Here is a 23,709-nt window from a genome sequence, read left to right on the forward strand (position 1 = left end):
TTTGCCTTGCAAAAATAGTTAAATTGTGATATTTTACAAAGATTTTACATTTCTTTGGGTGCAATTTTTGCGTGAGAGCAGAAATTTGCCAAACAAAAAGCGCGATTTAATTAAGCGATTTTAGATAAGATTCACGCGAATCTAAAAAATATTAAGGCAGTGAAAAATGAAAAAACTAATAGTTTTGTGCTTATTATGCCTTGCACCAAGCAACGCCTTTATAGAAACCTTGCCATCACAAGAAGAAATAGAATCTAAACCATTGCTTTATAGTCCAAATACCACGCAAATAAACAGCGAAACATTGTTTTTCAACGATTTGCGACAAAGTCCTACATTACCCAAAGGGCTAAAACCGCTTGTATTGACAAAAAGCACAAAGGATTTTACAGATAGCCAAAAAAACGGTGCAAATACATATCATCGCCTTGAGGGGGATTTGGAGGTTAGAGGCGTTTTGCAATATGCTATGAGTGCGGATTATAGCGGATTTTATCAAGAGTGGATTTTGTTTTTTGATGAGCCTTATTATATGCAAAATCTCATTCCCAAAAACAAGCCATATCCAAGCAAAACAGACATTTTCCCATATAGCGCGTATATGAGTATCAAAAATCATCAACTACCAAAAGAACTTTATGATTTGGCTAGTAAAAATCCTTTGTCTATCATCGGTGTGCGTGTGAGTGCGAGGCTAAAAACATTAGATATTACCACAGGCGATGGCGATGAGTGGAGATTTTTTGGAGAGATACAAAATTTACAACCCATAGGCAAAACATTTATCAAATATCCTAATAGATTAGAATTGTATGTTTTAGGTGCGAATGGGGAGGCGATTTTGGCTTATGCGTCCAAAGATTCTTATGTCAATCTACGCGAATCGCCAAATGGGAATATTCTCTATGCGATACAAAAAAATGATATGCCTAGCAATGTTTGTGAATATGCAAAATACAAAGCAAACAAAGGCGTAATCGTATATCTAGGCAAAGATTCTGCCAATCCCAAATGGTATAACGCCGCCTATATCCCACCAAATGCAAAAGACACAAGCAAAGCAATCTATGGCGTGATTCACAGCTCTCAAGTGGGATTTGAATGTGAGTAGATTCAATGTTTCAAAAGCGAATCAATAAATTTTGCTTTTGATTCGCATAAAGTAAGCAATTCTTACAAGATTTAAAATTTGCTAAAATGGATTACTTCGTTGCGTTCGTTTCACTCACGCGCCTTGCGATGACGGGTGGGGCGCGGATTGCTTTGTGCGAATCTATGATTCGCCTTGCGATGACGAATCGGATTTGTGATTCGCCACCAAAATTTACAAAAATTTTACAAAACCCTGTGTGTTGCTCTTACATTGCGTTGTTATGATTTCGCCGTGTTGGTTGTGTATTGCAATCGAAGCGCGACATATCGCGTTTGCTAGCATTTACGCAAACTTCGCAAAATCTTAGAACAAAAGGAGCAAAGATGAAAGCGATTGTAAAATTAACAAAAGTCGCGCAAATGGTGGGCTTAATCGCCTTAGTAGCAATGTGTTTTGGGTTAAATAGCCTCAAGGCAGCGGAGCAAAGTGGTAAAATCAATGTCATCTCGCGTGAAGATGGCTCGGGCACACGCGGGGCGTTTGTGGAGATTTTTGGATTGCTTGAGAAAAAGGGCGATAAAAAAGTCGATACCACGACACTAAAAGCAGAGATTACCAACTCCACCGCCGTAATGCTTCAAAGCATCGCAAAGGACAAAAACGCCATAGGCTATGTCTCATTAGGCTCGCTAAAGCCAATGGTAAAGGGCATTCAAATCGATGGCGTTGAGCCAAGTGTAGCAAATATTAAGATGAAAAAATACACTATTTCGCGCCCATTTAATGTCGTAACAAAGGGCTTAAGCGGTGATAAACTTGCGTTAGTGCGGGACTTTTTAGACTTTGGCAAGGCAAATGCTGGGGTGATTAGCAAGGCTGGATACATTCCGCTTGATGTCAAAAAAGTAGCGAGCAAAAAGCTAAATGGTAAAATCGTGGTGGCTGGCTCAAGCTCGATTACCCCACTAATGGAAAAGCTAAAAGAAGCCTATAAAGCGCAAAATCCAAGCGTGGAGATTGAGATTTTGCAATCAGATTCTACCACAGGGATAAACTCTGTCCTGCAAGGAATCGCAGACATAGGAATGGTAAGCCGTGAGCTAAAAGAGAGCGAGCTAAGCACGGGGCTAAAAGCCGAAGTGCTAGCAATCGATGGGCTAGCCGTGATAGTCAATCCGCAAAGCAAAATCACTAACCTAAGCAAGGAACAAGTCAAAGAGATTTTTAGCGGGAAAATCACCAAATGGGAAGATTTGGGCAAGTAGATTCTAGAATCTAGAGGTATTTTACATTCGCTTAAAATGGCAATGTGTGTTGTCATTGCGAGCGGATTGAAAAACCGCGTGGCAATCCATAATCACAAATTGCCAAATAACGCTTTTTGCGATTTTTAGTGATAGATTGCCACGAAAATCCTACGGATTTTCTCGCAATGACTTGGATATTTTAGGCTTACAAGCCATCAATATGACACGATAACAAAAACATAAAACTAGGAAAAACAATGCCAAAAAAGAAAAAAACGCTAAAACAGCAGGGCAAAATCTTGCAAAGATTTTTAGCCCACAAACACCACCAAAACGCGCCAAGACTGAAAATCTTTGCGCGTGAGTGTTGCAGCGTAGAATCCATAATGCGCGCGATGTTTGGTTTTAGCGCGATTGTCTGTATTCTCGCGGTTATTGTTATCTGCGCGTTTTTGTTTGGCAACGCTGTGCCTACGATTTATCACATTGGCGTTGGCGACTTTCTCTTAGGCGATGTGTGGCAACCGCTAAATGAAGTCTTTGGGATTTTCCCTATGATTGTGGGGAGTGTGTTCGTAACGGGCTTAGCGATTGCCTTTGGCGTGCCTTTTGGGATTTTGTGCGCGGTGTATTTGGCGTATTTTTCGCGCCAAAACCGCTTTTTAACGCCTTTGGTTGAGCTAATGGCTGGGATTCCTAGCATTGTGTATGGATTTTTTGGGCTTATTGTGGTTGTGCCGTTTTTCTCACAAATCTTTGAGACAAATGGCAAGGGGCTTTTGAGCGCGAGTGTGTTGCTTGCGATGATGATTTTGCCCACCATAATTTTGGTGTCAAAAAGTAGCATTGAAGCGGTGAGTAAAAGCTACTTTGAGGGCGCAATCGCGCTAGGGGCGAGTGTGGAGAGGGCGGTGTTTTTTGTGGTGTTGCGCGATGCTAAAAGCGGGATTTTGGCAAGCGTGATTTTAGGCATTGGACGGGCTATCGGTGAGGCTATGGCAGTAATCGTAATCGCTGGGAATCAACCCGTGATACCGCAATCCATAAGCGATGGCGTGCGGACGATGACGACAAATATCGTGCTAGAGCTTGGCTATGCAAGTGGGATTCACAGAGACGCGCTCATCGCTTCAAGTGCGGTGCTGTTTGTGTTTATATTGCTAATCAACGCGTGCTTTTTGGCAATAAAGAAAAGGGCGTAAGGCGTGAATCTAAGTAAATTTTGGAGGATTACAATGCACATTCTAGAATCTAGAGAGTTTTTATTTGCGACATTAAGCGCAACAAAAATACCCCACCCTAAATCCCTCCCGCAAGGGGAGGGACTTTTCCTTGATTCCCCCTCCCTTAGCACGAGGGGGCTAGGGGGTGGGTGATTGCCACGAAATGCTGTCGCATTTCTCGCAATGACAAGCAAAATCTAAAAAAGGGGCGATTAAATGGGATTTAGAGACAAAATCGACAAAGAGATGATAGCCACCATAAAGGCGCAGGATTTTTTATCACTATTTTTGCGCGGGATAATGTATATAGGCGTGGGCTTTACACTCGCCACAATCGCGCTTATCGTGGGCTATATTTTGCTAAAAGGCATTCCGTTTTTAAGCGCGGAACTCTTTGAGTGGGAGTATTCAAGCGAAAATGCTTCGATGACACCTGCGATTATCAACACACTTTTTATGATTGCGTTGTCGCTCTTTTTCGCGCTCCCTTTTGGAATCTTTGGGGCGATTTTCTTGCAAGAATACGCCAAGCCAAATAGCGCGGTGGTGGGCGTGATAAACCTCGCTTCGCAAGTGCTAGTGGGGATTCCTAGCATTGTGTATGGGCTTTTTGGATTTTTGGCTTTTGTCATCTACTTCAAAATGGGCGTGAGTATGCTCTCTGGTGCGCTCACTTTGGCGGTGATGATTTTGCCTTTGATTTTGACCGCCACACAAGAATCGCTCAAATCCGTCCCAAGCGCGTATAAAGAGGGGAGCTTCGCGCTGGGTGCGGGCAAACTGCGGACGATTTTTGTCGTGGTGTTGCCCTGCGCGTTAAGCGGGATTTTAAGTGGAGTGATTTTGGGCGTGGGGCGCATTATCGGGGAGAGTGCGGCATTGCTTTATACTTCAGGGAGCGTGGCAAAGGTGGCGGGAGTGGCAGATTCTGGACGGACATTAAGTGTGCATCTCTACGCGCTTTTAAGTGAGGGGCTATACATAGAGCAGTCTTATGCCACAGCGGTAATCTTGCTTTTTATCGTGGTGGGGATAAACCTGCTCTCAAATCTGGCAGTAAAAAAACTGCAAAAATAGGGGGAGAGAAATTGCATTGTCATTGTGAGCGAGCGCAAGGTGTGAGCGTGGCAATCTATGGCTCATATTGATGGTAAAACCCGAAGTATCTCTATGCACATTCTAGAATCTAGAGATATTTCGGCTTTTTCAAAGCCTCAATATGACAACGAATAGATTGCCACGAAGTCGTGCCGACTTCTCGCAATGACAAACCAAAACAAAAGGAGACAAAATGGGTGTGGCGTTTAAAATTAAGGATATGAATCTTTACTATGGCAATTTTCGCGCGCTGAAAAATATCAATTTGGAGTTGCAAGAAAATGAGATTAGTGCGTTTATCGGTCCTAGTGGCTGTGGCAAATCCACATTGCTAAAAAGCCTCAATCGTATGAATGACTTTGTGGAGGGTTGCAAAATCAAAGGGCAGATTTTACTCAATGACAAAAATATCTACAAAAATTACAATGTCAATCTGCTTCGCAAAAAGGTGGGAATGGTGTTTCAAAAGCCAAATCCATTTCCTATGAGTATCTATGAAAATCTTGCGTTTGGTCCCAAAACGCACGGAATCAAGGACAAAAATAAGCTCAATGAAATCGTGGAGAAATGCCTAAAAAATGTCGCGCTCTTTGATGAGCTAAAAGATAGGCTACAAGATTCTGCGTTATCACTTAGTGGAGGGCAGCAGCAGAGACTTTGCATTGCAAGGGCGTTGGCAATCAATCCCGAAGTGATTTTGATGGACGAGCCTACAAGTGCGCTAGACCCTATCTCTACGCTAAAAATCGAAGAGCTTATCAAAGATTTGCGCACCAAATACACTATCATAATCGTTACGCACAATATGCAACAAGCAATGCGAATCAGCGATAAAACGGCGTTTTTCTGGCTAGGCGAAGTGGTGGAGTTTAACAAAACCAAAGTGATTTTTAGCGATGAGGCAAAAGAGAAAAAGACAAGGGATTACATCGCGGGGCGGTTTGGGTGATTTTAGGATTGTCGAGATTCTAGGATTTTTCAAATAAGAATCTCAACAATTTATTTTGTCTTTATTTCCCGCCTTTCTCTTTAATTTTTTCCAAAATTTCGCGCACTCCTACTTCATAGATTTTAAATTCTGCGATATTGCTCTCTTTTAGCCACAACTGCCCCTCACCTACATTGCCTCTATGCTGTCCCATCGAATAATATTTATTACTCGCCACCTCATCGCTTGAAAGCACAAAATAGCGGATTTTATCCCTCCACACCGCAATCCACACAAACACATCACAACAAGCAGGTTTAATCTGCTGAAAATTCATATCAAAGCCCTCAACTGAATCGCTTGATAAGGCTTTAATGATAAGCGAATCGCCACTTTTTCGCTTTACTGCACGAGAAGCTTTGACTTCGATTCGTATGCCACCTTTTTTACAATTTTTATCTGCAAGCCAAAAATCATACTGCCCATTATAATGTGGGTCAAGTTTGTTTGTAGGACGCTCTAATTCTGGCACGATTTCATTTAAATGTCTTTGCGCCCACGATTCACCAAAGGTGCGTGGAGCAGTAATTTCAAAAAGATATAAATATTTGTTGCGCTCTAAATAGGCATTTCTAATGTCTAAATATTCATTAAGGCTAATAGTCCCGCTTGCGATTAAATGGCTAATAACAAACTCAAATTTATTAAACGGATACACGCTGTATAAGTCATCTAGCGCAGTAGTGCTAAAATCTATTGCGCCATTTGTCGCGCGTTTCATCGCTATGATTTTATGCTGTAATTCCTGCTCAAGTTTTTCCATTTAGCACGCCTTTAATGTAGATTTGCTCCCTGTCTGTGATTCCAAAAATCTCATAGATTTTAGCTTGCAATTCCATCTCGCAAACATTGTCGCCATCTATGATTTTGCCTACCAAAGAAGCGATTTTGCTATCTTGGGAGCGCGTAATTTGTGGAAAAGGTAGTTGCTCTAAATTCCCTCGCAAAATCTTTATCTCGCCAAACATTATTGTATGCAAATACGCAAAAAGTTCAGAATTTAAAAAGCCAAGCGCGGTTTTTATAGACATATTTGGAATCTTTGGAATAAGGATATTCGCGCTATTTAGAAACAACGCCCCGCTATTATTGTATGCAAAAACAAGTTTGTTTGAGATAAATTTATACACAAGTTTTTCGCTTGCTCGATACATTTCATCTTTTGCCACCTGCTGAAATTTCGCCCTATCATAAATGATAAAATTCTGTGCTTTTTGCAAACGATATGGCACAATCTCTTTGCCCGTGAAAATCGCCTCACTGCCTAAAATCTGCTCTTTATGCAGGGCGTTTTTATTATCCCCCGTAACGATTCCTAACGCCCATATACTCGCACTTAAACTATACTTGCCCTGTGCTTTTGCTTTTTTAATGATTGCTATATCTTAGTGTGATAACGCGCTAAAATTTAGATTTTGGCTTATGTAAAATGCGGATAATGGGACTTCTAGCATTTGGTTATTTTTGATGATTTTACATTTTGTTGTGGGGTTTATGTTGGCGTGAGATTTTGCTCTAGATTCTAGAATTTTATGCAGTTTTTTATGCTCCACACTCACAAACTCCGTGCTAACGCCACTAAAAATATTTGCATAATGCCTAATTTCTTGCAACGCACCATTGCCCAAAATAAAAGAGCGCAAATCTTTGTGTGTTTTGACATTTAGCATTGATTTTGGGAGCAAAAATCTCATAACGCCATTTGGTTTTAGATGTTCATAAGATTTGACAAAAAAGAGCGAAAATCGCTCACCTGAAGTGATATGCGCTACATAATCGCTCGCATACGATTTTTTGTTTGCTTTGCAAACGCCCCACGGAGGATTAGTGCATATATAATCAAATTGTGTTTTTTGGATTGTATTTATAGTGTGAATCTCGCTACCAAACAAACTATCAACCCCGCTAGATTCTAAATAATCCGCGCAATAAATCTGCGGGCTAAAATCTAACTCGCTAAATTTTACAAACAAATTGATTTTAGCGATAAGCACAGCGATAGGGTCATTATCAATGCCAAAAATTTGCGTGGGTTTTGCATTTTTTAGGCTTAGCAAAAATGCCCCGCTTCCACAAGCAGGGTCTAGTAATATCTGTCCATTGCTAAAATCTAGGCTTTGTGTCATTGCCTTTGTAATCGCGTGTGGCGTGTAGTAAGCCCCCATAATATTTTTTTCGCCCTCATATAAAAGACATTGATAGATAAGCCCTAAAATATCGACTTCATCTTGTGGTAAGGCAAAATCTAGCAAGTCATCATAATGCGTAAAGTTATATTCTTGTAGCGTGGATTTTATATGTGGTTTATGTAGTAGATTTTTTGCTTTTAGCAAGTTTAGCGCGAGTGAGAATATAGCGTTTTGAATGGGATATTTTTTTGTGCTAATGTATTCTACTATGCGTTGAATTTGTGGGATATTTTTTGTATTGCAAAAATATTCTGTGGGGATAATGCTTTTAGCAGAGAGTTTTTTATTGGCACGAGTGGTGAGCTTTTGTGCTGTGATTTGTGTGTGGTTTTTTATATTCTTATTTAGATTGTAAGTGTGCAAAACACCAAGTCTTTGCCAATTTTGTTTTGTCGCAGGGGAAATGAGGGAGACTAAATGTGAGTTTTTGATAGCAGTCATAGTGAATTTATATTCTCCATTGTGGATTTAATGGCGAAATTTATATCTAACCTTGTTTGTAATAATTGTGATATGGATATACATTTAATTTCTTGTATTTGGCAAATAGTAGGGATTTTCTTAAAAAGTTTATTGTCGTTGTTTATTGGTGTTTCTTCTGTGATAATCGTGTGGTTATTTTCCATAGCACAATAGATGAGGTTAAAATCTGCACTTTCGATAAATTTTTGTTTTTGAATTTCATATTCCCCGCTTTCAAGTTTATTTATTTGGGATTGAGAGACTATGAAATTGTTATCAATAAGCCTATGAAACTTATCGGTTATGACTTCATTAAAATTAACAGGTTTTATATGTTTTAGATTCGTAAATTCACTAAATACCAAACCATTTGAAACCTGCTTACATTCGCTTTGCACTTGCTTTAACATTAAAAATTCTTTAGATTTAAAACCACTATATATAAAATTTCTCAACACATTATTTTTATCAAAAGGTAGATAATACCTTACAAGCGCAATTAGAGAACAGGTATCAAAAAGATAGTTAGCCATAAATAAAACTCTCTAAATTATTGTTTTTTATATTAAAGCGCGTTCGTAGTGTGTATTCATCAACTATGCCCTCTAAAAAAGCATTGATAAAAATATCTTTTTGTAAGGGTGATATTATCGGCGTTTGCATAGCAAAGCCACTTTTTTTGCTTTTGTCTAACTTGTCTTTTTGCACTTGTTGTTTATCTTTATATTCTTTAAGTAGCTCATCTTTAAGCAAATGATAATCGCCCCATTTGATTTTGCCACTATTGACACAATGGTAAAATAGCGCAAGTCTGCTGATATATTTTTGCGCCGATATATTTTTAATAGTTTTATTCTCAACATTTATTTCATCTTTTTGCAACGATTCTAATACGCTTAATTTTTCGCCAATTAGCAAGTAAAATGCGAACTGATTACACCATTTTTCCTCATTTTGTGGATTTTGGATAAAAATATCTTTATCAATGTTTTCATCATTAAGTAAATAATGCCCTAGCTCGTGAGCTAGGGTAAAAATCTCTCTTTTTCTGCCTTGATTTTTTAGGGCTATAATATTTGGTTTAATAAAAAATCCACATAGCTTGCTTTTATATTTTTTGTTGTGGGTTTCTATGTTTTCTAACACCAAAATATTATGTTCTGCAAGGTTTTTGATAAAAGATTCAAGGAATTGTTTATCGCTTTTGCTTTGTGCGGGAAGCAAAATTTGCATTTTTTTAGCCACTTCTTGTGGCGAATCTTGCAAAGAAAAGTTTGGTAATTTTCTTTGTGTAAAAGCAAAATCACTAAGTTTTGCTAATCCGCTAATATAGCGCATTTGCTCTTCACAGCTTGTGATAAATTGCACATCACCTATGCCTAAATCATCACTAATATTTTCTTTTCTAAATAAAATGCTTGAATTTGCTTTGTTTATGGGATTTGGATTTGTGTAAAAATCCAATCCACGATTAAAAATCGAATCTATAGCTTTTAAGGTTGTTTTATTGATGGGTTTTGTAAAATCAATAGCTTCTTTATTGATTGCTTTTGATAGAGCATATTTATCTATTCTAAACAAATCCAAAAGATACTGCAATCGCCCAATGTTGATTTGTATTGTCTGCTTTGCTCCCATAAAATCCCCTAATTTTGATTAAAATTGACCCAACATTAAAGCTACTTAATTGCAAATTGTATCTAATGTTGCGTGAATCCTGTATTAAATCTATACAAAATTCCATAAAAGTATTTGCTGGATTACACAAAATAAACCTTGAATACGAAGAACAATATATCAAAAGCATTTAGCGATTTAGTAGCAAATCTTGCCAAATGCGCTAAAATCTTGCTTGTAACTTATAATAGCAAATCCACGAAGCAACACACGAATGAATGAGGGGCAAATCACACAGATTCTGCAATCACACGGCACAACCAACAAATACGAATTTGATTTCAAAGCATTTAGCACGGGCAAGACAGAGTTTAGCAACCACAAAGAGATGATTTTTGTGTGCGAAGTGGCAAAATGAAAGTGATTTGGCGCAAATCTTTCATACAAAATCTTTGACACAAATTCACAAAAACAGCGAATTTACGCTTTCGTTGTGATAGATTCGGCGCATAACTTCTGCAAATAGCGGTGCTACGGACAAAACTTTGATTTTTTTGCTAGTGTTTTCAAAGGGTATCGAATTTGAAACGGCGACTTCATCTAACGCGCCATTTTCGATTTTTTCAATCGCATTGCCACTAAAAACCGCGTGTGTGCCTAGTGCAATCACGCTTATTGCGCCATTTTTTTTCAATACATCGGCTGCCTTTACCATAGTCCCCGCCGTATCGATAATATCATCAACCATAATCACGCTTTTATCCCGCACATCGCCGATAATATTCATCACTTCGCTTTCATTTGCCCTCTCGCGCTTTTTATCGACAATCACAAGTGGCAATCCCAAATGCTCGGCAAAGTGCCTTGCTCGCGCCACTCCGCCAATATCTGGCGAAGCGATTATGGGATTTTTAAGATTTTTTGCCTTCACATAGTCATAAAATACGATTGAGCCATAGAGATTATCCACAGGAATGTCAAAAAAGCCCTGAATCTGCCCCGCGTGCAAATCCATAGTAATCACGCGATTCACCCCCGCACTTTGCAGTAGATTTGCCACAAGTTTCGCGCTTATAGGGACGCGTGGGGCAGCCTTTCTATCCTGCCTAGCATAGCCAAAATAGGGAATGACAGCGTTGATATTGTTTGCAGAACTGCGCTTAAAGGCATCTACCATAATCAAAAGCTCCATAAGATTGTCATTTGTGGGTTTGCAGGTGGGTTGAATGATATAAATGTCCTTGCCACGCACCGATTCGGTAATCTTTACATTTATTTCACCATCGCTAAATCGATTTATCTCCGCACTAGACAAGGCAATATCCAAATATTTCGCTAACTCTTTGGCAAACGCAGGATGCGCACTGCCCGTAAAAATCTTAAATCCTCTCACTTTTCGCTCCGCTTTTGTGTTTTTACTTTTGTGTTTTCAAAGGCGAAATTATAGCGAAAAAATAAAATGAAATTAGATTCTGCAAAATTTGTGAGATTTTGCGAGAGATTTTGCGAAGTTTGTGAGATTTTGCGAGAGATTTTGCGTTTTTAGTGGCGTGAATCGCAGAATCTAAAAAAACCTGTCATTGTGAGAAAATGCGTAGCATTTTCGTGGCAATCCAAGAAAAATTGTCATTCTCGCGCGAGTGCAACGAGCAAAGAATTTTAATCAATTTTTTAGATATTTCGCTTCGCTCAGAATGACAATTTAAATTAGATTCTGCATTTTTCACACGATTCGCCAAATCTACCCGCCAAATTCGCCGAATCTAAATGTATTTTTTGCTACAATCCACGCATTTAAAATAAAGGCGCAAAATGGACAAAAAATTCAACCTAAACTTTATTGATTTATACAAATACAGCTTCATAGATAGGATTTTCATTCGCCTGCAAACCCGTGCTTTGGGGAGCAAAATCGAGCGATTATTCACGCTTCTCCCCGCACTAATCAACTCAAATCCAAACGATAAAAATAAGGCGATTGAGCGCACAAAAGCGTATTTGATAGAGACAATCGCCCCCAAAAATCTCGCGCTAAAAGTCTATGACAGGGTGATTTTGCGCCTTTTGGATTATAAGGCGGATAACAATCTTTTTATCCAAGATAGGCAAAGGGCGTTTGATATTTTGACACAGGATATTCAGCTATATGGCTTAGTGGAGCGGATTTTGGGCGATGCAAGTAAGCGCGAAATGTTTGAAGAAATCATTAAAAAGCAGTTTGACGCCCAATATGAGATTGATAGCGAAGGGCGCAATATTTTGCAATTTCAAGAGCGGCATTATAAAAGTTAAATCGCAGAATCTGCGCTAGATTCTGCGAAAAATATTAGATTCTGCGACTCGCACGCAAATTTGATAAATTCGCAGAATCTAAAATCAAAATTACCCACCCCCCTAACCCCCTCCGCAAGGGAGGGGGGAATCTTTGGTTTCAAACTCCGCAAGGGAGGGGGGATAATCGCAGAATCTGCGCGAGATTCTGCGCCAAAATCACACAAAATCACACAAAATCAAAAATCCTAACATTGTCAATAAAATGTTAATTTTATGATATAATCCGTTTTGATAACTTCATAAAAAGGGACTTTTAAAATGACTGCAAGATGCGATACACGCGATAAATTACACAACAAAATAAAATCCGCAAAATTACTTTTTGCCATACTCGTGCTGGGGGGGGCTTAACAAGTAATGCGATAGATGCCAAAGAGCCATCAAATTGGATTTTTGGCTTTGGCGTGGGCGCGGGATTAAGCCAAATTGATGAAATCTACCCCGATTCTGCGAATAATAAAATCGGCGTCACTTGGAAAGATTGGACGCCGGTGGATAATTCTAGTATCAAGGATTGGGGCGTCACTTGGGAGTTTTTGGCGGGGTATAAGCATTGGTTGAATGATTGGGTAGGATTTCGCTACTACGCAAATGTCGGCGCACAGCACTACAAGCACGAGATTTTCACAAGCGGAAATGTCAAAGCCGGCATTATCGAATACACAGCAAACGCGGACTTGCTTTTAAATTTTTACACAAGCGAATTTTGGAGCTTTGGGATTTTGGGTGGATTTGGCGTGGGTGGGGCGTATTTTGACTCACCTGCGTTAGATAATTATCGCAAAAGATGGAGCAAGGAAAGTCCAAATTTTTCAAATGAGCGATACAAAAACATAGGGCAGACGAAAAATCATCACCTAAGCGCGTCTTTATCCGCAGGAATGCGCTTTAACTTCTTTCAAAAAATCCGCAAAGTCGCACAAAAAACCTGTGGCGATGTGGAAAATGGACGGCGAACTTGTCGCGTGCCAATCTCATATTTAGAGCATAGCGTGGAGTTTAATGCGAAATTCCCAATGCTAACTTATCACCCGACTGACCCGGGCGATGTGATTGGCGCGTATTGCACGGATAAAGACGCCAATCTCACAGGGCAGTATAAGTGCCTTTGGAAGCGTCCGGGATACGAAGTGAAAAATCCCTACAAACTCACACTGCGCTATATTTTCGCATTTTAAGGGGGTGGAAAATGAAATATATAACTTTGCTTAAAATCACGCTAATCGCATTTCTAATCCCCGCATTCGCAAAAGAGCCGACAAATATAATGCTTGGCGTGGGCTTTGGCGCGGGGGAAAGCGAGATAGAGATAACGCACTCGCAAGTCATAAATGACCCGATATTAAATTACAACAACAGTGCGCCAAGATGGCCCTCTCAGCAAAATAAAAATCCTAGCTCGTGGGCGTTTGCGTGGGAACTTCTGCTAGGGTATAAGCATTTTATAAACGACTTTGTGGGATTTCGCTATTATGGAAATTTAGGCATTCAGCACTACACGCCACTTTCGCTAAACTCAAAAGAGCAAAAAATCGGCTTTGTGGATTATACGCTAAATGCGGATTTGCTAATTGACTTTTGGGAGAGCGAGTTTATCGCGGTGGGGATTTTTGGCGGAATGGGATTTGGCGGGACGAGCTTTGATAAAAAGGCAATCGCGCAATATATGGCGGTTTATAATGTGAATTCCGCGCGTCCCATCGGACTTGCCGATGTGAAACGGCACTTTTTTAATGTCAATGCAAATGTGGGTGCGAGGGTGACATTTTTCCAAAAAGTGCGGCAGGTAGAAAAGCGTGTGTGCGATAAATATAAAGACGGCAAGCGCACCTGCCGTGTGCCGATTTATTATATCGGGCATAGCGTGGAGCTAAATGCGAAATTTCCGCTATTAGACTATCAAGCGACGCCTTGGGCGGATATCATCATTCAAGGCAGTGCAAATGGCGGAAATAATAATCAAACCCTCGCCTCCCGCCCCGGCTACAAAGTGAAAAATCCATATCGAATCACTTTGCGCTATGTGGTGGATTTTTAGCGATTTTTAGCGTTTTTTGGCGTAAGCGCGAGATTCTGCGAGATTGTGTCATATTGAGCGAAGCGAAATATCTCTGTCATTGCAAGATTCGGCAACGCCGAATCGAAGCAATCCAAAATCAGATTCTGCGAAAATTTGGGGATTTTTTGTGCGAGATTCTGCGATTCGCAGACTGCCATAAATTCTATCCTAAATTTTGCCCCAAATTCTGCCATAAATTTTGCCCCAAAATCGCAGAATCTAATTTTGTGTAAATTCGCAGAATCTTACCAAACCTAAATTTTTGCTTAAATTCAGCAAAATTTAAGTTTCATTCACTACAATTTCGCTTTTTTTAATAAATCAAAATTAAAGGTTTAAATATGACTACGATGGCTAAAAATGGCAGTATCAAGCGCGAATGGATTGTGCTTGATGCCAAAGATGAGGTTTTTGGACGGCTTGTTACGAAGGTGGCGACTTATTTGCGCGGTAAGCATAAGCCAATCTACACGCCACACATTGATTGCGGAGATTTTGTGGTGATTATTAACGCGGGGCAGGTGAAATTTAGCGGTTTGAAGTTAGAATCAAAAGAGTATTTCACGCACAGCGGGTATTTTGGAAGCACAAAGTCCAAAACTCTCGCAGAGATGGTAGAAAAGCACCCTGAAAAGCTATTTCGTCTCGCAGTGCGCGGAATGCTCCCAAAGACAAAACTCGGCAAGGCGATGATTAAAAAGCTAAAAGTGTATAATGGCGCGGAACACCCGCACACAGCGCAAGTTTCAGCAAAGAAAAAATAAAAAGGGAGTTAAAATATGTCAAAAATTTATGCGACAGGCAAAAGAAAAAGCGCGATAGCAAAGGTTTGGATTAGAAGTGGCAAGGGGCGTTTGAGTGTGAATGGCAAAAGCCTTGATGAGTGGCTAGGCGGACACGAAGCGATAAAAATGAAAGTTATGCAACCGCTTGTGCTTACAAAGCAAGAAAAAAGCGTGGATATTATCGCAATCACCTTTGGTGGCGGATACAACGCACAGGCGGAGGCTCTGCGACACGGCATTTCAAAGGCTTTGAATTTGTATGATACTAGTTTCAGGGCGATTTTGAAACCAAATGGTTTGCTTACACGCGATTCGCGCGTGGTAGAGCGCAAAAAATACGGCAAACGCAAAGCGCGTAGAAGCCCACAATTCTCGAAACGATAAGTTTCCTGTAAAACGATAGAAATTTGCTTTTTAGGATTCTGCGAATCGCAGAATCTTGCGCGAAAAAATATTAGATTTTGCGAATTTATCTTGATTTGCAGAATCTTTTGATGACTGCGTAAAATCAAATCGCAGAATCTAACCCACCCCCCCCCAATCCCCCTCCGCAAGGGAGGGGGTAGATTTAAGGTTGCCATCCGCAAGAGATTGGGATTTTAAATTCGCACCGACAAAAAAGAGATTTTTCGCTTCGCTCATTCGTGCGCCTCGCAATGACGAAAAATTGCAGAATCTACTCTAATTTCTGCTATACTTAAAACTTTGAAAAAGTTAAAATATCTAAAAAAAAGAGATTTTTCGCTCGTTTCACTCGCTCAAAATGACAACTTTATGTTAGATTCTGCGTCGCAGAATCTGATATAAAAAATATAAAAATCGCAGAATCTTGCGCGAAAAAATATTAGATTTTGCGAATTTGTATAAATTTTATGCTACAATTTTGCCTTTTAAATTTTAGCAAAATAGGAAAAATAAAAATGCCACAAAACTACAAATCCCCCCCCCCAAAGCGAGTTTTTATAAAAATCTAGCGCAGATTTTGATTTTTGCCTTTATTTTTTGCGCGTGTAGTAGCAATCAACCGCAATATGTAGATTCGCGCGATTATGTGAGCTTTGAGCTAGATAATCACGACATTGGCGATATGACTGAAAAACTAATAAAGTCATTGTTAAATAGTCCCACGATTAAAAAACAAAAAACTAAAAAAGTCCTAGCCATAGGCAGTATAGAAAACAATACAAAGCAAAATATTGACATTGAAATGATTGCAAATGAAATTATAAATCTTTTGAATGAAAGTGGCAAATTTGAAGTCGTAAATGCAGGGCAAAACGCAAAAATTGAGCAACTTATTCGCGATTCGCGCAAAATGCGTGAAGATAAAGAATATAATCCATACGAGACTATCGAGGAAGGTGAGCTTATCCCACCACATTATGGACTCACAGGCAAAATATCACAGAAAAACAAAAAAAGTGGCGATGATGAAATTGTGGAATATGTATTTTCACTAACACTTACAAGCCTAAAATCAGGAAAGATACTATGGGCAAGAAAAACAAAGCCAATTAGCAAAAAATTACCCAAAGAGGAAGTGGTGGAATATGACAATCTTTCAAATGATTTCTACGGATATGATTTTAACAAAAAGCAAGATGAAGGTCCTAGCGTGTGGGAAAAAATCAAGGAATTTTTTAGCGCGGATGGGATGAATTATTTTGTGCTTGATTTGGGTGTTGGCTCAGGTATTGGCTTTTCAGATGTCAATATCAGTTTTGCAGATGGTTATAATATTGAGTTTTTAGTGCCGATAAATATAAATGCGGGTTATTTGCGGACAATCAACGATGATTGGGCGTTTTCTATAAATATGGCTTATAATAAAATGGGTTTTACAATCCCCGTTCATAGACTTGGCGGGGAGATTGTAGGGTATTATGGAGATGGTTTTGGAGTGTATTTTGGCGGTGGATTTTTAAGAGATATTAGTTCGCAATATAATAAAAAATACGGAATTGATTCTTGGTATTTAACTACAAAACTTGGAATAAATATGAATATTTTTAGTAAAAATATAAGTATGAATATGTTGGAAGTAAATTGCGTATGGGATACAAAAAATGAAAATTATTTAAATGTGTGTGGGATGGGAGCGAGTGTGCGGTTTAAATTTTAAAATAGATTGCTTCGCCTTGCTATCGCAAGGACTCGCAATGACGAAGTGGGTGCAGAATCTTGCATAAAAATCGCAGAATCTATCATAAAAAATACACAAATCGCAGAATCTGCGCTAGATTCTGCGAATCGCGCGAAAATTCTATAATTTCGCAGAATCTACGAATTTTCTTTATACATTACCGCGCATTCTTTGGCGATTTCGCGGATTTGCAAGATATAATCCTGCCTTTGTGGGACGCTAATTGCGCCCCGTGCGTCCAATACATTAAAAAAATGCGAACAATACATCACGCAATCATACGCAGGGAGCGGGAGATTCGCGCTCAAAGCCGACTTTGCCTCTGCCTTAAATTTATCAAAGAGCAAAAATAGCATATTTGTGTCCGCCACTTCAAAATGATACTTTGAAAATTCGTATTCACCGCGTTTATGCACATCCGCATAAGAGACGATTTTGCCCTTATTTTCGCTAAAAACTATGTCAAAAACGCTTTGTTTGTTTTGGATATACATTGCAAGTCGCTCCACGCCGTAGGTGATTTCGATAGGCGTGGGGTGGCATTCCAATCCGCCTACTTGCTGAAAATATGTAAATTGCGTGATTTCCATACCATCTAACCACACTTCCCAGCCAAGCCCCCACGCGCCTAGTGTGGGCGATTCCCAATTATCCTCGATGAATCGAATGTCGTGTGCCTTTGTGTCAATCCCTAGCATTTCCAAACTTCGCAAATAAATTTCTTGTATATTTTGAGGGCTAGGTTTGATTAGCACTTGAAATTGATAGTAGCTACCCAAACGATTTGGATTTTCCCCGTAGCGTCCATCTGTGGGACGGCGTGAAGGCGCAGTATATGCCACTGCCCAATTACCACTATCTAATGAGCGCAAAAGTGTCGCAGGGTGGAATGTCCCAGCCCCCGCTGGTATGTCATAGGGTTGCAAAAGCAAACAGCCCTCATTTTTCCAAAAATCTTGTAATTTTAATAGCATTTCACTAAAAGTAATCATTTTTTAACTCCCTTATTTTTGCTAGATTCTGCGGATTTCGCAGAATCTTTCGCAGAATCTCGTTTTGCAGAATCTTTTGACACAAAAATCGCGCAATCACCATTGCCTAGCGTTTTTAGCACTTTGTAATCGCTAACTTTATCCATAACGCTTAACTTTTTGCCATATTTATCAACGCAACCTAAAATTATAGGCTTATTTGCGCTTACAAACGCGCGGAATTTGTCATTTATATCGGGCATAAATTCTTCCCTATCAAAAATCTGATAATAATATGGAAATTTATGCGCAAGTGCGACATTTTTCACGCCAAAAAGAAGTGGAAAATTAGAAGCAATGCTTTCGATTTCGCCATCAAAAATAATTTTTGCATTTGGGTGCAAACTCTCATAATCGCGCAATTTTTGAAGCGAATCTAACTTATCATCAGCATAAGCGTTTCGCAAAATTAGATTCGCATAAGGTGTGTTTTTTGGCATTCGCGTGTGATTTTGCTTGGTGCGTAAAAAAGTATTGTAATAATTCCACGAAAACGCATTTTCATATTGGCGCAATTTTAGATTATGAAAGCCTAAAAAAATCACAGCGATTGCCAGAAGCGAAGCGATTCGCGCTTTATTGTTGTAGATAGTTAAATAAAGTGCATCAATAAAAAGCCAAATCCCCACCATACACTGCACTTTCATTCGTGCGTCCTCTTGAATGGGATAGTTAAAGACCATCGTAGAGAGCGTTAAAATCGCGGCGATAAATTTGATAGTGTCCTCATTTAAAATCGCCTCTTTGCTAAAATATAAAATGAGCGGACGAAACGCATAATACACGCAAGGGATTAGCACGATTAGCCAATAGCGCATATTTTGCATAATGCGTCCGTGCCAAGTATCATCATTGCTAGTGTAGTTGAAAATATGCGCTGCCATAAAGCCAAAGTCCGCAGGATAGCCCTGCATAGGTTGCGCCATCGACACTAACGGCAAAAGCGATGAGTATAAAATCTCCAATCCTTCAAAGCCATTTCGCAAAAATACAAACGCCAAAAACGCCACATTAAAGACTAAAAACGAGCCAAGCATTAGGCGCAAAATGTCTTTGTATGTCCTTTTTGTAATCGCGCTTATATGATAAAGAATGATAGGAATGATAAAAAACACAGACAAAATCACAAGCCCTTGCTGACGCAAATACGGAAAGCAAAAGCACACAAATCCAAGTGCCACAAGTCGCCACGCTTTTTTATCTTTGATATATGCGCATAGCAGGTAGATTCCCGCTGCTACAAAAACCATAAATATATGATTAAACCACGGCTGGTCATTGCCCTGAAAGCTAATTAGGATTGTAAGAATGGCAAATTTCGCCCAAAGATTAGGCATTACTAATCGCGCCGTTTTGTAGATAAAAACAAAGGCGATGAAAATCCCCACACCGCCTACACATACCGCAAGTGTGATTTGACTAACGCCAAAGATTTTTAAAAAAATCCCAACCACAATGGGGATAAAAACCGAATGTGGCGAATAAAAGTCGATTCCGCTTAAATGCCCATTTGCCGCCATTCCGCTTAAAAAAGTAAAAAACGCCAAATGGTGGTCGTGGTGCTGCCCTACGCCATCATCGTATTTCATAAATTGCCCAGAAGCAAAAGAGCTAATAAGCAACATAAACGCCACAAATCCCCAAAATGCGAGTTCAGCACCCAAAAACGCAAGTTTTTTTGCATTGAGATTCTGCGAATTTTGCGTTAGATTCTGCGAAAAGAGATTTTGCAAGAGATTTTGCGAAAAAGTGCGAAGTTTATTTAGCGGATTTTGCATTTTGATATTTCCTTGCAATTTAGTTGCGTTCTGTTTAAAAAAAGTGCGATTTTAGCCTAAAATTGCTTAAAGATTCTGCTATACTTTTGCAAATTTCAACAAAAAGGATTTAAAGATGATTTTAGAATTTGAGGGCAAAAAACCGCAGATTAAGGCTAGTGTGCGGATTTTTGATAATGTCAGCATTATCGGCGATGTGAGTATTGATGAAGATTCAAGCGTGTGGTTTGGGAGCGTTTTGCGCGGGGATTTAAACGCTATCAAAATCGGCAAACGCACAAACATTCAGGATTTAGCCATTATTCATACGATTCAGCCTGATGCGATGTTCCCAAATGGGCTTGGCGTCATTGTGGGCGATGATTGCACAATCGGGCATAGAGTTACGCTCCACGCGTGCAAAATCGGCAATAATTGCCTTATCGGTATGGGTTCTGTGGTGCTTGATAATGCCGTAGTGGGCGATGAATGCTATATCACAGCTGGCAGTGTGCTACTAAAAAACAAAAAATACCCGCCAATGTCGCTAATCTCTGGCAATCCCGCCAAAATCGTCCGCCCCTTGCAACCCAAAGAAATCGAAGCGATTAAAAAAGAAGCGCAATTTTATTTGGAGCTAAAAGGGCGATATTAGTTTTATTGCATTTTAAGGCAAAAGTGTGCAAAATTCGCACTTTATTTGCAAACGCAGAATCCAAATTGCGAAATCTAAAAGGACAAAAAATGAATGATTTAAACCCAAATAAAGTCGATGGATTTTATCCAAAGTGCCTAAAAACGCCGTTTTTGGTGTTTGGCGTAATTGTAGCTGTGCTGTTTGTTGTGGCGATTATGCTGTGCCGTGGTGGCGTCCCTGATTGCTGTAAAAACGCAGAATCTACCGCAAAAATCACAGATTCTACTCCCAAAATCGCAGAATCTACCGCAGAATCTACGCCCAAAATCGCAGAATCTACCCCAAAAGAACCTCAAAAATTTGATGATATCAAGCAAGAGGGCAAAGCATTAACTGCCATCACAACCCTAGCAGACAAGCCCAAAAAGCCCCTGCACCAAATCGCGCAAGAGCAGTTTTTGCAAACGGGCAAAATCATCGATGGATACACATTCAAAGTGTCGGTATTTTTTGATAAAAATAGCTCATTTTTAGGCAAAAAACAGCAAGAGACTTTCGCCGTCTCGCTTTTAAGTAACGCAAAAGACGCCAAAGTCGCCCTTGTGATGGGATATGGATGTGATTTGGGCGATAAAAAATACAATCATTTTTTAATCAACAAGCGCATCGAGCGGACGATAAAGGCGATTAAAAAGCAATATCCAAATATGCAGATTGCGAGCTCTAACGAGGGGCAGTTGCGAGAGAGAAGCGATGAAAAAGGCAGAGAGATGGAGCGCAGAGTGGATATTTATTTTTATTAAATGACACTCGATTCGCTTTGAATGACGATTGATTCGCTACTAAAATCCGCGCGTTTGGCGTATAAAGGCGAACGAGCGAACTTGGTGTGCGAGACTTTACTAGCGCATTTTTTAGGCAAAAATCGCGTTTTTTTGCACTCACATAGCGAAGCAAAAATACAAGATATTTTGGCAGATTCTGCGCTAAAAATCGCAGAATCTAGCGGAGATTCTGCGATTTGTCATTCTTATCGAAGCGCAGAATCTAAAAACTCAAATTTGGAAACTTTGCAAAAACAGCTTTTTGAAGCCATTTCGCGCCTAAATTGTGGCTATCCATTAGAATATATCACAAAAAAAGTGAGTTTTTATTCACAAGAATTTTTTATCGATTGTGGCGCACTTATCCCGCGCCCAGAGAGTGAGCTTTTGGTGGATAAGGCGTTGCAGTTAATTAAAGCACACGATATTCAAAAAATCTATGAAATCGGCACGGGCAGCGGGATTATTACCATTATGCTTTGCCTTTTAAATCCGCGCATTCAAATCATCGCAACGGATATTTCGCCCACCGCCCTTAAAATCGCACAAAAAAATATTGCGCTAAAATCAGCGATAGATTCGACCCTAAATTCGCGCATTTTGCTTGTCGAATCCGACTTGCTAAAAAGCGTGAATTTTAACCCAAAAGATTCGCTTATCATCTCAAATCCGCCATATATCGCAGAATCTTACGCAATCCCACGCAATTTGACTTACGAACCACAAAACGCGCTTTTTGGTGGCAAAAATGGCGATGAGATTCTGCGCCAAATCATTGCGCTAGATTCAGAGTATCTTTGTTGCGAAATAGGGCACAATCAAGGGCATTTGGCGGATTTTTTGACTCGCTATAAAAGCGTAGAATTTTACAAAGATTATGCAGGGTTTAATCGCGGATTTGTAGCGACAAAATAACATTTTTTTGGGTGGCAATTTGTGTCTTTGGTAATCATTTCGCAGAATCTGCCTTCATTTCGTCATTGCAAGATTCTGCGATTTGCACGAAAATCTCACAAATTTCGCAGAATCTACCCTAAATCTCGCCATTTTTTTCTAAATTCTGCAATAGTTTTATAACCGCTTCCGTGCGTAAAATTGCGCCATTTTTATTAAGATGATAATTTGTATCATAAAAGTATTTTTGCGAAAAAATAAAATCTCTAAAATCGCCATAAATCTTAATATTTAGCGATTCTAGCGCAGTTTGCAGTGCCTTAATATTTCGCAGAATCTGCGTATTATTTGCGCTAAATAATTCATTTTCTGCGGTGGCAGGGTAAGTCAAAATAATCTTAATATTTTTAGATTCTGCGAAATTTTGCAATCGCCTAAATTCATCAATAAAAAACGCCGAAATTTCCACGCTTTGCGCCATTCCATAATCACTTTTTATCGTAAAATCGCCATTATTTTCCTGCGTGCAAAAATCTCCATAAACGCTTAAACTTTTATAGTTATATCCTTCAAATTTCCCTTCGCAAGGTGCGATATTCGCCCATTTATCTTGCATATCGCTTATGATGTTTGGCGAAATTTTGCGATAAAAAATATATTTGATGATGGTTTTGGCGACTTTTAGCGGAGGATTCTGCGAATATGATAAGATTCTGCCCTTAAAATCGATGTATTTGTCATAATCGCCCCAAGTTTCCATATTTTGGATATACCATAAATCATCTTTTGGCGCACCTCGCGTGTAATATCCAAAGGCAAGTGGCATTAGCACGATATCTCCATCTTTCGCAGAATCTATAATTTTATCAATGTGATAATTTATCGGCAGTCCGCCGTGCGTGGCGTAATTTATCGGTTTGTATTTTGTTTTTACATCAATTAGTGCGGAGTTAAATCCAAACAGCGAGTTAGAATCGCTAATGATAATAAGTCGCCGTTTTTGCGTGGGCGTGGCGTTTATGTAATCTTTGATTTTGTAAGTATTTTTCAACCAAATCTCGGCATTTGCAAGAATGGGAAGCGAAAATATTTTCACAGCACACACAAGCATCGCAAAATAGGCGATAATCACGCCAATGCTGGTTATAAAAAATGTAGCGATATATTTTTTAAAATACATTTAAAACCTTTAAAAATTAAAATAAATAAATGGTGGCGTATAAGTTGCCCCAAGCATCTCTAATATCACAAACGCAAATGCAAATCCAGCGATAATGAAATGAAGCATTTTTGCAGATTCTGCGATTTGAATCGTATTTCTGCACGCT

The 23,709-nt window shown here is 39.4% G+C and carries 30 protein-coding genes; 18 read left to right on the forward strand and 12 right to left on the reverse strand.

From position 1 onward, the window contains the following. Positions 1–166: 166 nt before the first annotated feature. The 6 genes from ACWIUD_RS08865 to pstB all read left to right on the forward strand — a co-directional run bounded on the left by ACWIUD_RS08865 (position 167) and on the right by pstB (position 5,610). Positions 167–1,111 (forward strand): hypothetical protein, encoded by a 945-nt coding sequence (locus ACWIUD_RS08865; protein ID WP_454148576.1) that lies wholly within the window; start codon positions 167–169, stop codon positions 1,109–1,111. 86 nt (positions 1,112–1,197) lie between these two features. Further along, the gene (locus ACWIUD_RS08870) at positions 1,198–1,377 is read left to right on the forward strand and encodes a hypothetical protein (protein WP_454148577.1); all 180 of its coding nucleotides are present in this window, start codon (positions 1,198–1,200) and stop codon (positions 1,375–1,377) included. Between the two features lie 99 nt (positions 1,378–1,476). Beyond that, complete coding sequence (locus ACWIUD_RS08875; RefSeq protein ID WP_454148578.1) at positions 1,477–2,358, forward strand: substrate-binding domain-containing protein; 882 nt, start codon at positions 1,477–1,479, stop codon at positions 2,356–2,358. A 239-nt stretch (positions 2,359–2,597) separates the two neighbouring features. Beyond that, entirely contained in the window at positions 2,598–3,542 is a 945-nt protein-coding gene (gene pstC / locus ACWIUD_RS08880) for a phosphate ABC transporter permease subunit PstC (protein WP_454148579.1), read from the forward strand. Between the two features lie 237 nt (positions 3,543–3,779). Further along, positions 3,780–4,640 (forward strand): phosphate ABC transporter permease PstA, encoded by an 861-nt coding sequence (gene pstA / locus ACWIUD_RS08885; RefSeq protein ID WP_454148580.1) that lies wholly within the window; start codon positions 3,780–3,782, stop codon positions 4,638–4,640. A 220-nt stretch (positions 4,641–4,860) separates the two neighbouring features. Continuing rightward, a complete protein-coding gene (pstB, locus tag ACWIUD_RS08890) occupies positions 4,861–5,610 on the forward strand; it encodes a phosphate ABC transporter ATP-binding protein PstB (protein ID WP_454134986.1) in 750 nt (249 codons plus the stop codon). Between the two features lie 61 nt (positions 5,611–5,671). Here pstB and ACWIUD_RS08895 read toward each other — a convergent pair whose 3' ends face one another. From ACWIUD_RS08895 to ACWIUD_RS08915, 5 genes are read right to left on the reverse strand one after another with little or no spacing between them, the layout of a single operon-like run. Then, positions 5,672–6,412: a hypothetical protein gene (locus ACWIUD_RS08895; protein ID WP_454148581.1), complete on the reverse strand. Its 741-nt coding sequence runs from the start codon at positions 6,410–6,412 to the stop codon at positions 5,672–5,674. Next, positions 6,399–7,031: a TaqI-like C-terminal specificity domain-containing protein gene (locus ACWIUD_RS08900; RefSeq protein ID WP_454148606.1), complete on the reverse strand. Its 633-nt coding sequence runs from the start codon at positions 7,029–7,031 to the stop codon at positions 6,399–6,401. The genes ACWIUD_RS08895 and ACWIUD_RS08900 overlap by 14 nt, the downstream gene beginning before the upstream one ends. A gap of 3 nt (positions 7,032–7,034) precedes the next feature. Next, a complete protein-coding gene (locus ACWIUD_RS08905; protein ID WP_454148582.1) occupies positions 7,035–8,279 on the reverse strand; it encodes an HsdM family class I SAM-dependent methyltransferase in 1,245 nt (414 codons plus the stop codon). Then, on the reverse strand, positions 8,276–8,833 hold the full coding sequence (locus tag ACWIUD_RS08910) for a DUF4411 family protein (RefSeq protein ID WP_454148583.1): 558 nt from the start codon (positions 8,831–8,833) through the stop codon (positions 8,276–8,278). Before ACWIUD_RS08910 ends, ACWIUD_RS08905 begins: the two co-directional genes overlap by 4 nt. After that, positions 8,826–9,938 (reverse strand): ImmA/IrrE family metallo-endopeptidase, encoded by a 1,113-nt coding sequence (locus ACWIUD_RS08915; protein ID WP_454148584.1) that lies wholly within the window; start codon positions 9,936–9,938, stop codon positions 8,826–8,828. Before ACWIUD_RS08915 ends, ACWIUD_RS08910 begins: the two co-directional genes overlap by 8 nt. A gap of 138 nt (positions 9,939–10,076) precedes the next feature. Between ACWIUD_RS08915 and ACWIUD_RS08920 the strand changes: the two genes are divergently transcribed. Both ACWIUD_RS08920 and ACWIUD_RS08925 read left to right on the forward strand, forming a co-directional pair. Further along, the gene (locus tag ACWIUD_RS08920; RefSeq protein WP_454148585.1) at positions 10,077–10,199 is read left to right on the forward strand and encodes a hypothetical protein; all 123 of its coding nucleotides are present in this window, start codon (positions 10,077–10,079) and stop codon (positions 10,197–10,199) included. Next, positions 10,192–10,335 (forward strand): hypothetical protein, encoded by a 144-nt coding sequence (locus tag ACWIUD_RS08925; RefSeq protein ID WP_454148586.1) that lies wholly within the window; start codon positions 10,192–10,194, stop codon positions 10,333–10,335. Before ACWIUD_RS08920 ends, ACWIUD_RS08925 begins: the two co-directional genes overlap by 8 nt. A 45-nt stretch (positions 10,336–10,380) precedes the next feature. On the opposite strand, the gene ACWIUD_RS08930 is transcribed toward ACWIUD_RS08925, so the two are convergent. Next, positions 10,381–11,310 carry a ribose-phosphate pyrophosphokinase gene (locus tag ACWIUD_RS08930; RefSeq protein ID WP_454148587.1) on the reverse strand — a complete coding sequence of 310 codons (930 nt, stop codon included), beginning with the start codon at positions 11,308–11,310 and terminating at the stop codon, positions 10,381–10,383. A gap of 419 nt (positions 11,311–11,729) precedes the next feature. On the opposite strand from ACWIUD_RS08930, the gene ACWIUD_RS08935 reads away from it, so the two are divergent. Beyond that, positions 11,730–12,209, forward strand: coding sequence for a hypothetical protein (locus ACWIUD_RS08935; protein WP_454148588.1), 480 nt, complete (start codon positions 11,730–11,732; stop codon positions 12,207–12,209). Here the strand turns inward: ACWIUD_RS08935 and ACWIUD_RS08940 are convergent. Further along, positions 12,206–12,421: a hypothetical protein gene (locus ACWIUD_RS08940; RefSeq protein ID WP_454148589.1), complete on the reverse strand. Its 216-nt coding sequence runs from the start codon at positions 12,419–12,421 to the stop codon at positions 12,206–12,208. The genes ACWIUD_RS08935 and ACWIUD_RS08940 overlap by 4 nt on opposite strands. A gap of 24 nt (positions 12,422–12,445) precedes the next feature. Then, positions 12,446–12,580: a hypothetical protein gene (locus ACWIUD_RS08945; protein WP_454148590.1), complete on the reverse strand. Its 135-nt coding sequence runs from the start codon at positions 12,578–12,580 to the stop codon at positions 12,446–12,448. A gap of 75 nt (positions 12,581–12,655) precedes the next feature. On the opposite strand from ACWIUD_RS08945, the gene ACWIUD_RS08950 reads away from it, so the two are divergent. After that, positions 12,656–13,429 (forward strand): outer membrane beta-barrel protein, encoded by a 774-nt coding sequence (locus ACWIUD_RS08950; RefSeq protein ID WP_454148591.1) that lies wholly within the window; start codon positions 12,656–12,658, stop codon positions 13,427–13,429. Positions 13,430–13,440: 11 nt separating this feature from the next. Further along, complete coding sequence (locus ACWIUD_RS08955; RefSeq protein WP_454148592.1) at positions 13,441–14,289, forward strand: outer membrane beta-barrel protein; 849 nt, start codon at positions 13,441–13,443, stop codon at positions 14,287–14,289. Here ACWIUD_RS08955 and ACWIUD_RS08960 read toward each other — a convergent pair. Further along, positions 14,286–14,504, reverse strand: a complete 219-nt coding sequence (locus ACWIUD_RS08960) for a hypothetical protein (RefSeq protein ID WP_454148593.1) — start codon at positions 14,502–14,504, stop codon at positions 14,286–14,288. The two genes, ACWIUD_RS08955 and ACWIUD_RS08960, sit on opposite strands and share 4 nt — an antisense overlap. 147 nt (positions 14,505–14,651) lie before the next feature. Between ACWIUD_RS08960 and rplM the strand changes: the two genes are divergently transcribed. From rplM to ACWIUD_RS08980, 4 genes are all read left to right on the forward strand, one after another. Next, positions 14,652–15,074 carry a 50S ribosomal protein L13 gene (gene rplM, locus ACWIUD_RS08965; RefSeq protein ID WP_454148594.1) on the forward strand — a complete coding sequence of 141 codons (423 nt, stop codon included), beginning with the start codon at positions 14,652–14,654 and terminating at the stop codon, positions 15,072–15,074. Positions 15,075–15,089: 15 nt separating this feature from the next. Next, positions 15,090–15,479: a 30S ribosomal protein S9 gene (gene rpsI, locus ACWIUD_RS08970; RefSeq protein ID WP_454135741.1), complete on the forward strand. Its 390-nt coding sequence runs from the start codon at positions 15,090–15,092 to the stop codon at positions 15,477–15,479. A gap of 598 nt (positions 15,480–16,077) precedes the next feature. Continuing rightward, positions 16,078–17,217 carry a penicillin-binding protein activator LpoB gene (gene lpoB / locus ACWIUD_RS08975; protein ID WP_454148595.1) on the forward strand — a complete coding sequence of 380 codons (1,140 nt, stop codon included), beginning with the start codon at positions 16,078–16,080 and terminating at the stop codon, positions 17,215–17,217. Positions 17,218–17,223: 6 nt separating this feature from the next. After that, complete coding sequence (locus ACWIUD_RS08980) at positions 17,224–17,364, forward strand: hypothetical protein (RefSeq protein ID WP_454148596.1); 141 nt, start codon at positions 17,224–17,226, stop codon at positions 17,362–17,364. Positions 17,365–17,375: 11 nt separating this feature from the next. Here the strand turns inward: ACWIUD_RS08980 and glyQ are convergent, their stop codons facing one another. Together glyQ and ACWIUD_RS08990 are read right to left on the reverse strand one after the other, a co-directional pair. Beyond that, positions 17,376–18,230 carry a glycine--tRNA ligase subunit alpha gene (gene glyQ / locus ACWIUD_RS08985; protein ID WP_454148597.1) on the reverse strand — a complete coding sequence of 285 codons (855 nt, stop codon included), beginning with the start codon at positions 18,228–18,230 and terminating at the stop codon, positions 17,376–17,378. Continuing rightward, positions 18,227–20,047, reverse strand: coding sequence for a hypothetical protein (locus ACWIUD_RS08990; RefSeq protein ID WP_454148598.1), 1,821 nt, complete (start codon positions 20,045–20,047; stop codon positions 18,227–18,229). The genes glyQ and ACWIUD_RS08990 overlap by 4 nt, the downstream gene beginning before the upstream one ends. Before the next feature lie 115 nt (positions 20,048–20,162). On the opposite strand from ACWIUD_RS08990, the gene ACWIUD_RS08995 reads away from it, so the two are divergent. The 3 genes from ACWIUD_RS08995 to ACWIUD_RS09005 all read left to right on the forward strand — a co-directional run bounded on the left by ACWIUD_RS08995 (position 20,163) and on the right by ACWIUD_RS09005 (position 22,402). Continuing rightward, positions 20,163–20,681 carry a gamma carbonic anhydrase family protein gene (locus tag ACWIUD_RS08995; RefSeq protein ID WP_454148599.1) on the forward strand — a complete coding sequence of 173 codons (519 nt, stop codon included), beginning with the start codon at positions 20,163–20,165 and terminating at the stop codon, positions 20,679–20,681. An 89-nt stretch (positions 20,682–20,770) separates the two neighbouring features. After that, complete coding sequence (locus tag ACWIUD_RS09000; RefSeq protein WP_454148600.1) at positions 20,771–21,466, forward strand: hypothetical protein; 696 nt, start codon at positions 20,771–20,773, stop codon at positions 21,464–21,466. Between the two features lie 21 nt (positions 21,467–21,487). Further along, positions 21,488–22,402: a N5-glutamine methyltransferase family protein gene (locus ACWIUD_RS09005; RefSeq protein ID WP_454148601.1), complete on the forward strand. Its 915-nt coding sequence runs from the start codon at positions 21,488–21,490 to the stop codon at positions 22,400–22,402. A gap of 118 nt (positions 22,403–22,520) precedes the next feature. On the opposite strand, the gene ACWIUD_RS09010 is transcribed toward ACWIUD_RS09005, so the two are convergent. Beyond that, the gene (locus tag ACWIUD_RS09010) at positions 22,521–23,561 is read right to left on the reverse strand and encodes a hypothetical protein (RefSeq protein ID WP_454148602.1); all 1,041 of its coding nucleotides are present in this window, start codon (positions 23,559–23,561) and stop codon (positions 22,521–22,523) included. Positions 23,562–23,709: the final 148 nt, after the last annotated feature.

This window comes from Helicobacter sp. 23-1044, from assembly GCF_053654695.1.

Excerpts from the sequence above, each read along its gene's own strand:
- ACWIUD_RS08875 (WP_454148578.1), top strand. The coding sequence starts at position 1,477 with ATGAAAGCGATTGTAAAATTAACAAAAGTCGCGCAAATGGTGGGCTTA.
- ACWIUD_RS08895 (WP_454148581.1), bottom strand. The coding sequence starts at position 6,412 with ATGGAAAAACTTGAGCAGGAATTACAGCATAAAATCATAGCGATGAAA.
- ACWIUD_RS08915 (WP_454148584.1), bottom strand. The coding sequence starts at position 9,938 with ATGGGAGCAAAGCAGACAATACAAATCAACATTGGGCGATTGCAGTAT.
- rplM (WP_454148594.1), top strand. The coding sequence starts at position 14,652 with ATGACTACGATGGCTAAAAATGGCAGTATCAAGCGCGAATGGATTGTG.
- ACWIUD_RS08870 (WP_454148577.1), top strand. The coding sequence starts at position 1,198 with ATGGATTACTTCGTTGCGTTCGTTTCACTCACGCGCCTTGCGATGACG.
- rpsI (WP_454135741.1), top strand. The coding sequence starts at position 15,090 with ATGTCAAAAATTTATGCGACAGGCAAAAGAAAAAGCGCGATAGCAAAG.
- ACWIUD_RS09005 (WP_454148601.1), top strand. The coding sequence starts at position 21,488 with ATGACGATTGATTCGCTACTAAAATCCGCGCGTTTGGCGTATAAAGGC.
- ACWIUD_RS08905 (WP_454148582.1), bottom strand. The coding sequence starts at position 8,279 with ATGACTGCTATCAAAAACTCACATTTAGTCTCCCTCATTTCCCCTGCG.
- ACWIUD_RS09000 (WP_454148600.1), top strand. The coding sequence starts at position 20,771 with ATGAATGATTTAAACCCAAATAAAGTCGATGGATTTTATCCAAAGTGC.
- ACWIUD_RS08945 (WP_454148590.1), bottom strand. The coding sequence starts at position 12,580 with ATGGCAAAAAGTAATTTTGCGGATTTTATTTTGTTGTGTAATTTATCG.
- ACWIUD_RS09010 (WP_454148602.1), bottom strand. The coding sequence starts at position 23,561 with ATGTATTTTAAAAAATATATCGCTACATTTTTTATAACCAGCATTGGC.
- pstA (WP_454148580.1), top strand. The coding sequence starts at position 3,780 with ATGGGATTTAGAGACAAAATCGACAAAGAGATGATAGCCACCATAAAG.
- ACWIUD_RS08955 (WP_454148592.1), top strand. The coding sequence starts at position 13,441 with ATGAAATATATAACTTTGCTTAAAATCACGCTAATCGCATTTCTAATC.
- pstC (WP_454148579.1), top strand. The coding sequence starts at position 2,598 with ATGCCAAAAAAGAAAAAAACGCTAAAACAGCAGGGCAAAATCTTGCAA.
- ACWIUD_RS08990 (WP_454148598.1), bottom strand. The coding sequence starts at position 20,047 with ATGCAAAATCCGCTAAATAAACTTCGCACTTTTTCGCAAAATCTCTTG.
- ACWIUD_RS08935 (WP_454148588.1), top strand. The coding sequence starts at position 11,730 with ATGGACAAAAAATTCAACCTAAACTTTATTGATTTATACAAATACAGC.
- ACWIUD_RS08960 (WP_454148593.1), bottom strand. The coding sequence starts at position 14,504 with ATGGCAGAATTTGGGGCAAAATTTAGGATAGAATTTATGGCAGTCTGC.
- ACWIUD_RS08865 (WP_454148576.1), top strand. The coding sequence starts at position 167 with ATGAAAAAACTAATAGTTTTGTGCTTATTATGCCTTGCACCAAGCAAC.
- ACWIUD_RS08925 (WP_454148586.1), top strand. The coding sequence starts at position 10,192 with ATGAATGAGGGGCAAATCACACAGATTCTGCAATCACACGGCACAACC.
- ACWIUD_RS08910 (WP_454148583.1), bottom strand. The coding sequence starts at position 8,833 with ATGGCTAACTATCTTTTTGATACCTGTTCTCTAATTGCGCTTGTAAGG.
- ACWIUD_RS08995 (WP_454148599.1), top strand. The coding sequence starts at position 20,163 with ATGATTTTAGAATTTGAGGGCAAAAAACCGCAGATTAAGGCTAGTGTG.
- glyQ (WP_454148597.1), bottom strand. The coding sequence starts at position 18,230 with ATGATTACTTTTAGTGAAATGCTATTAAAATTACAAGATTTTTGGAAA.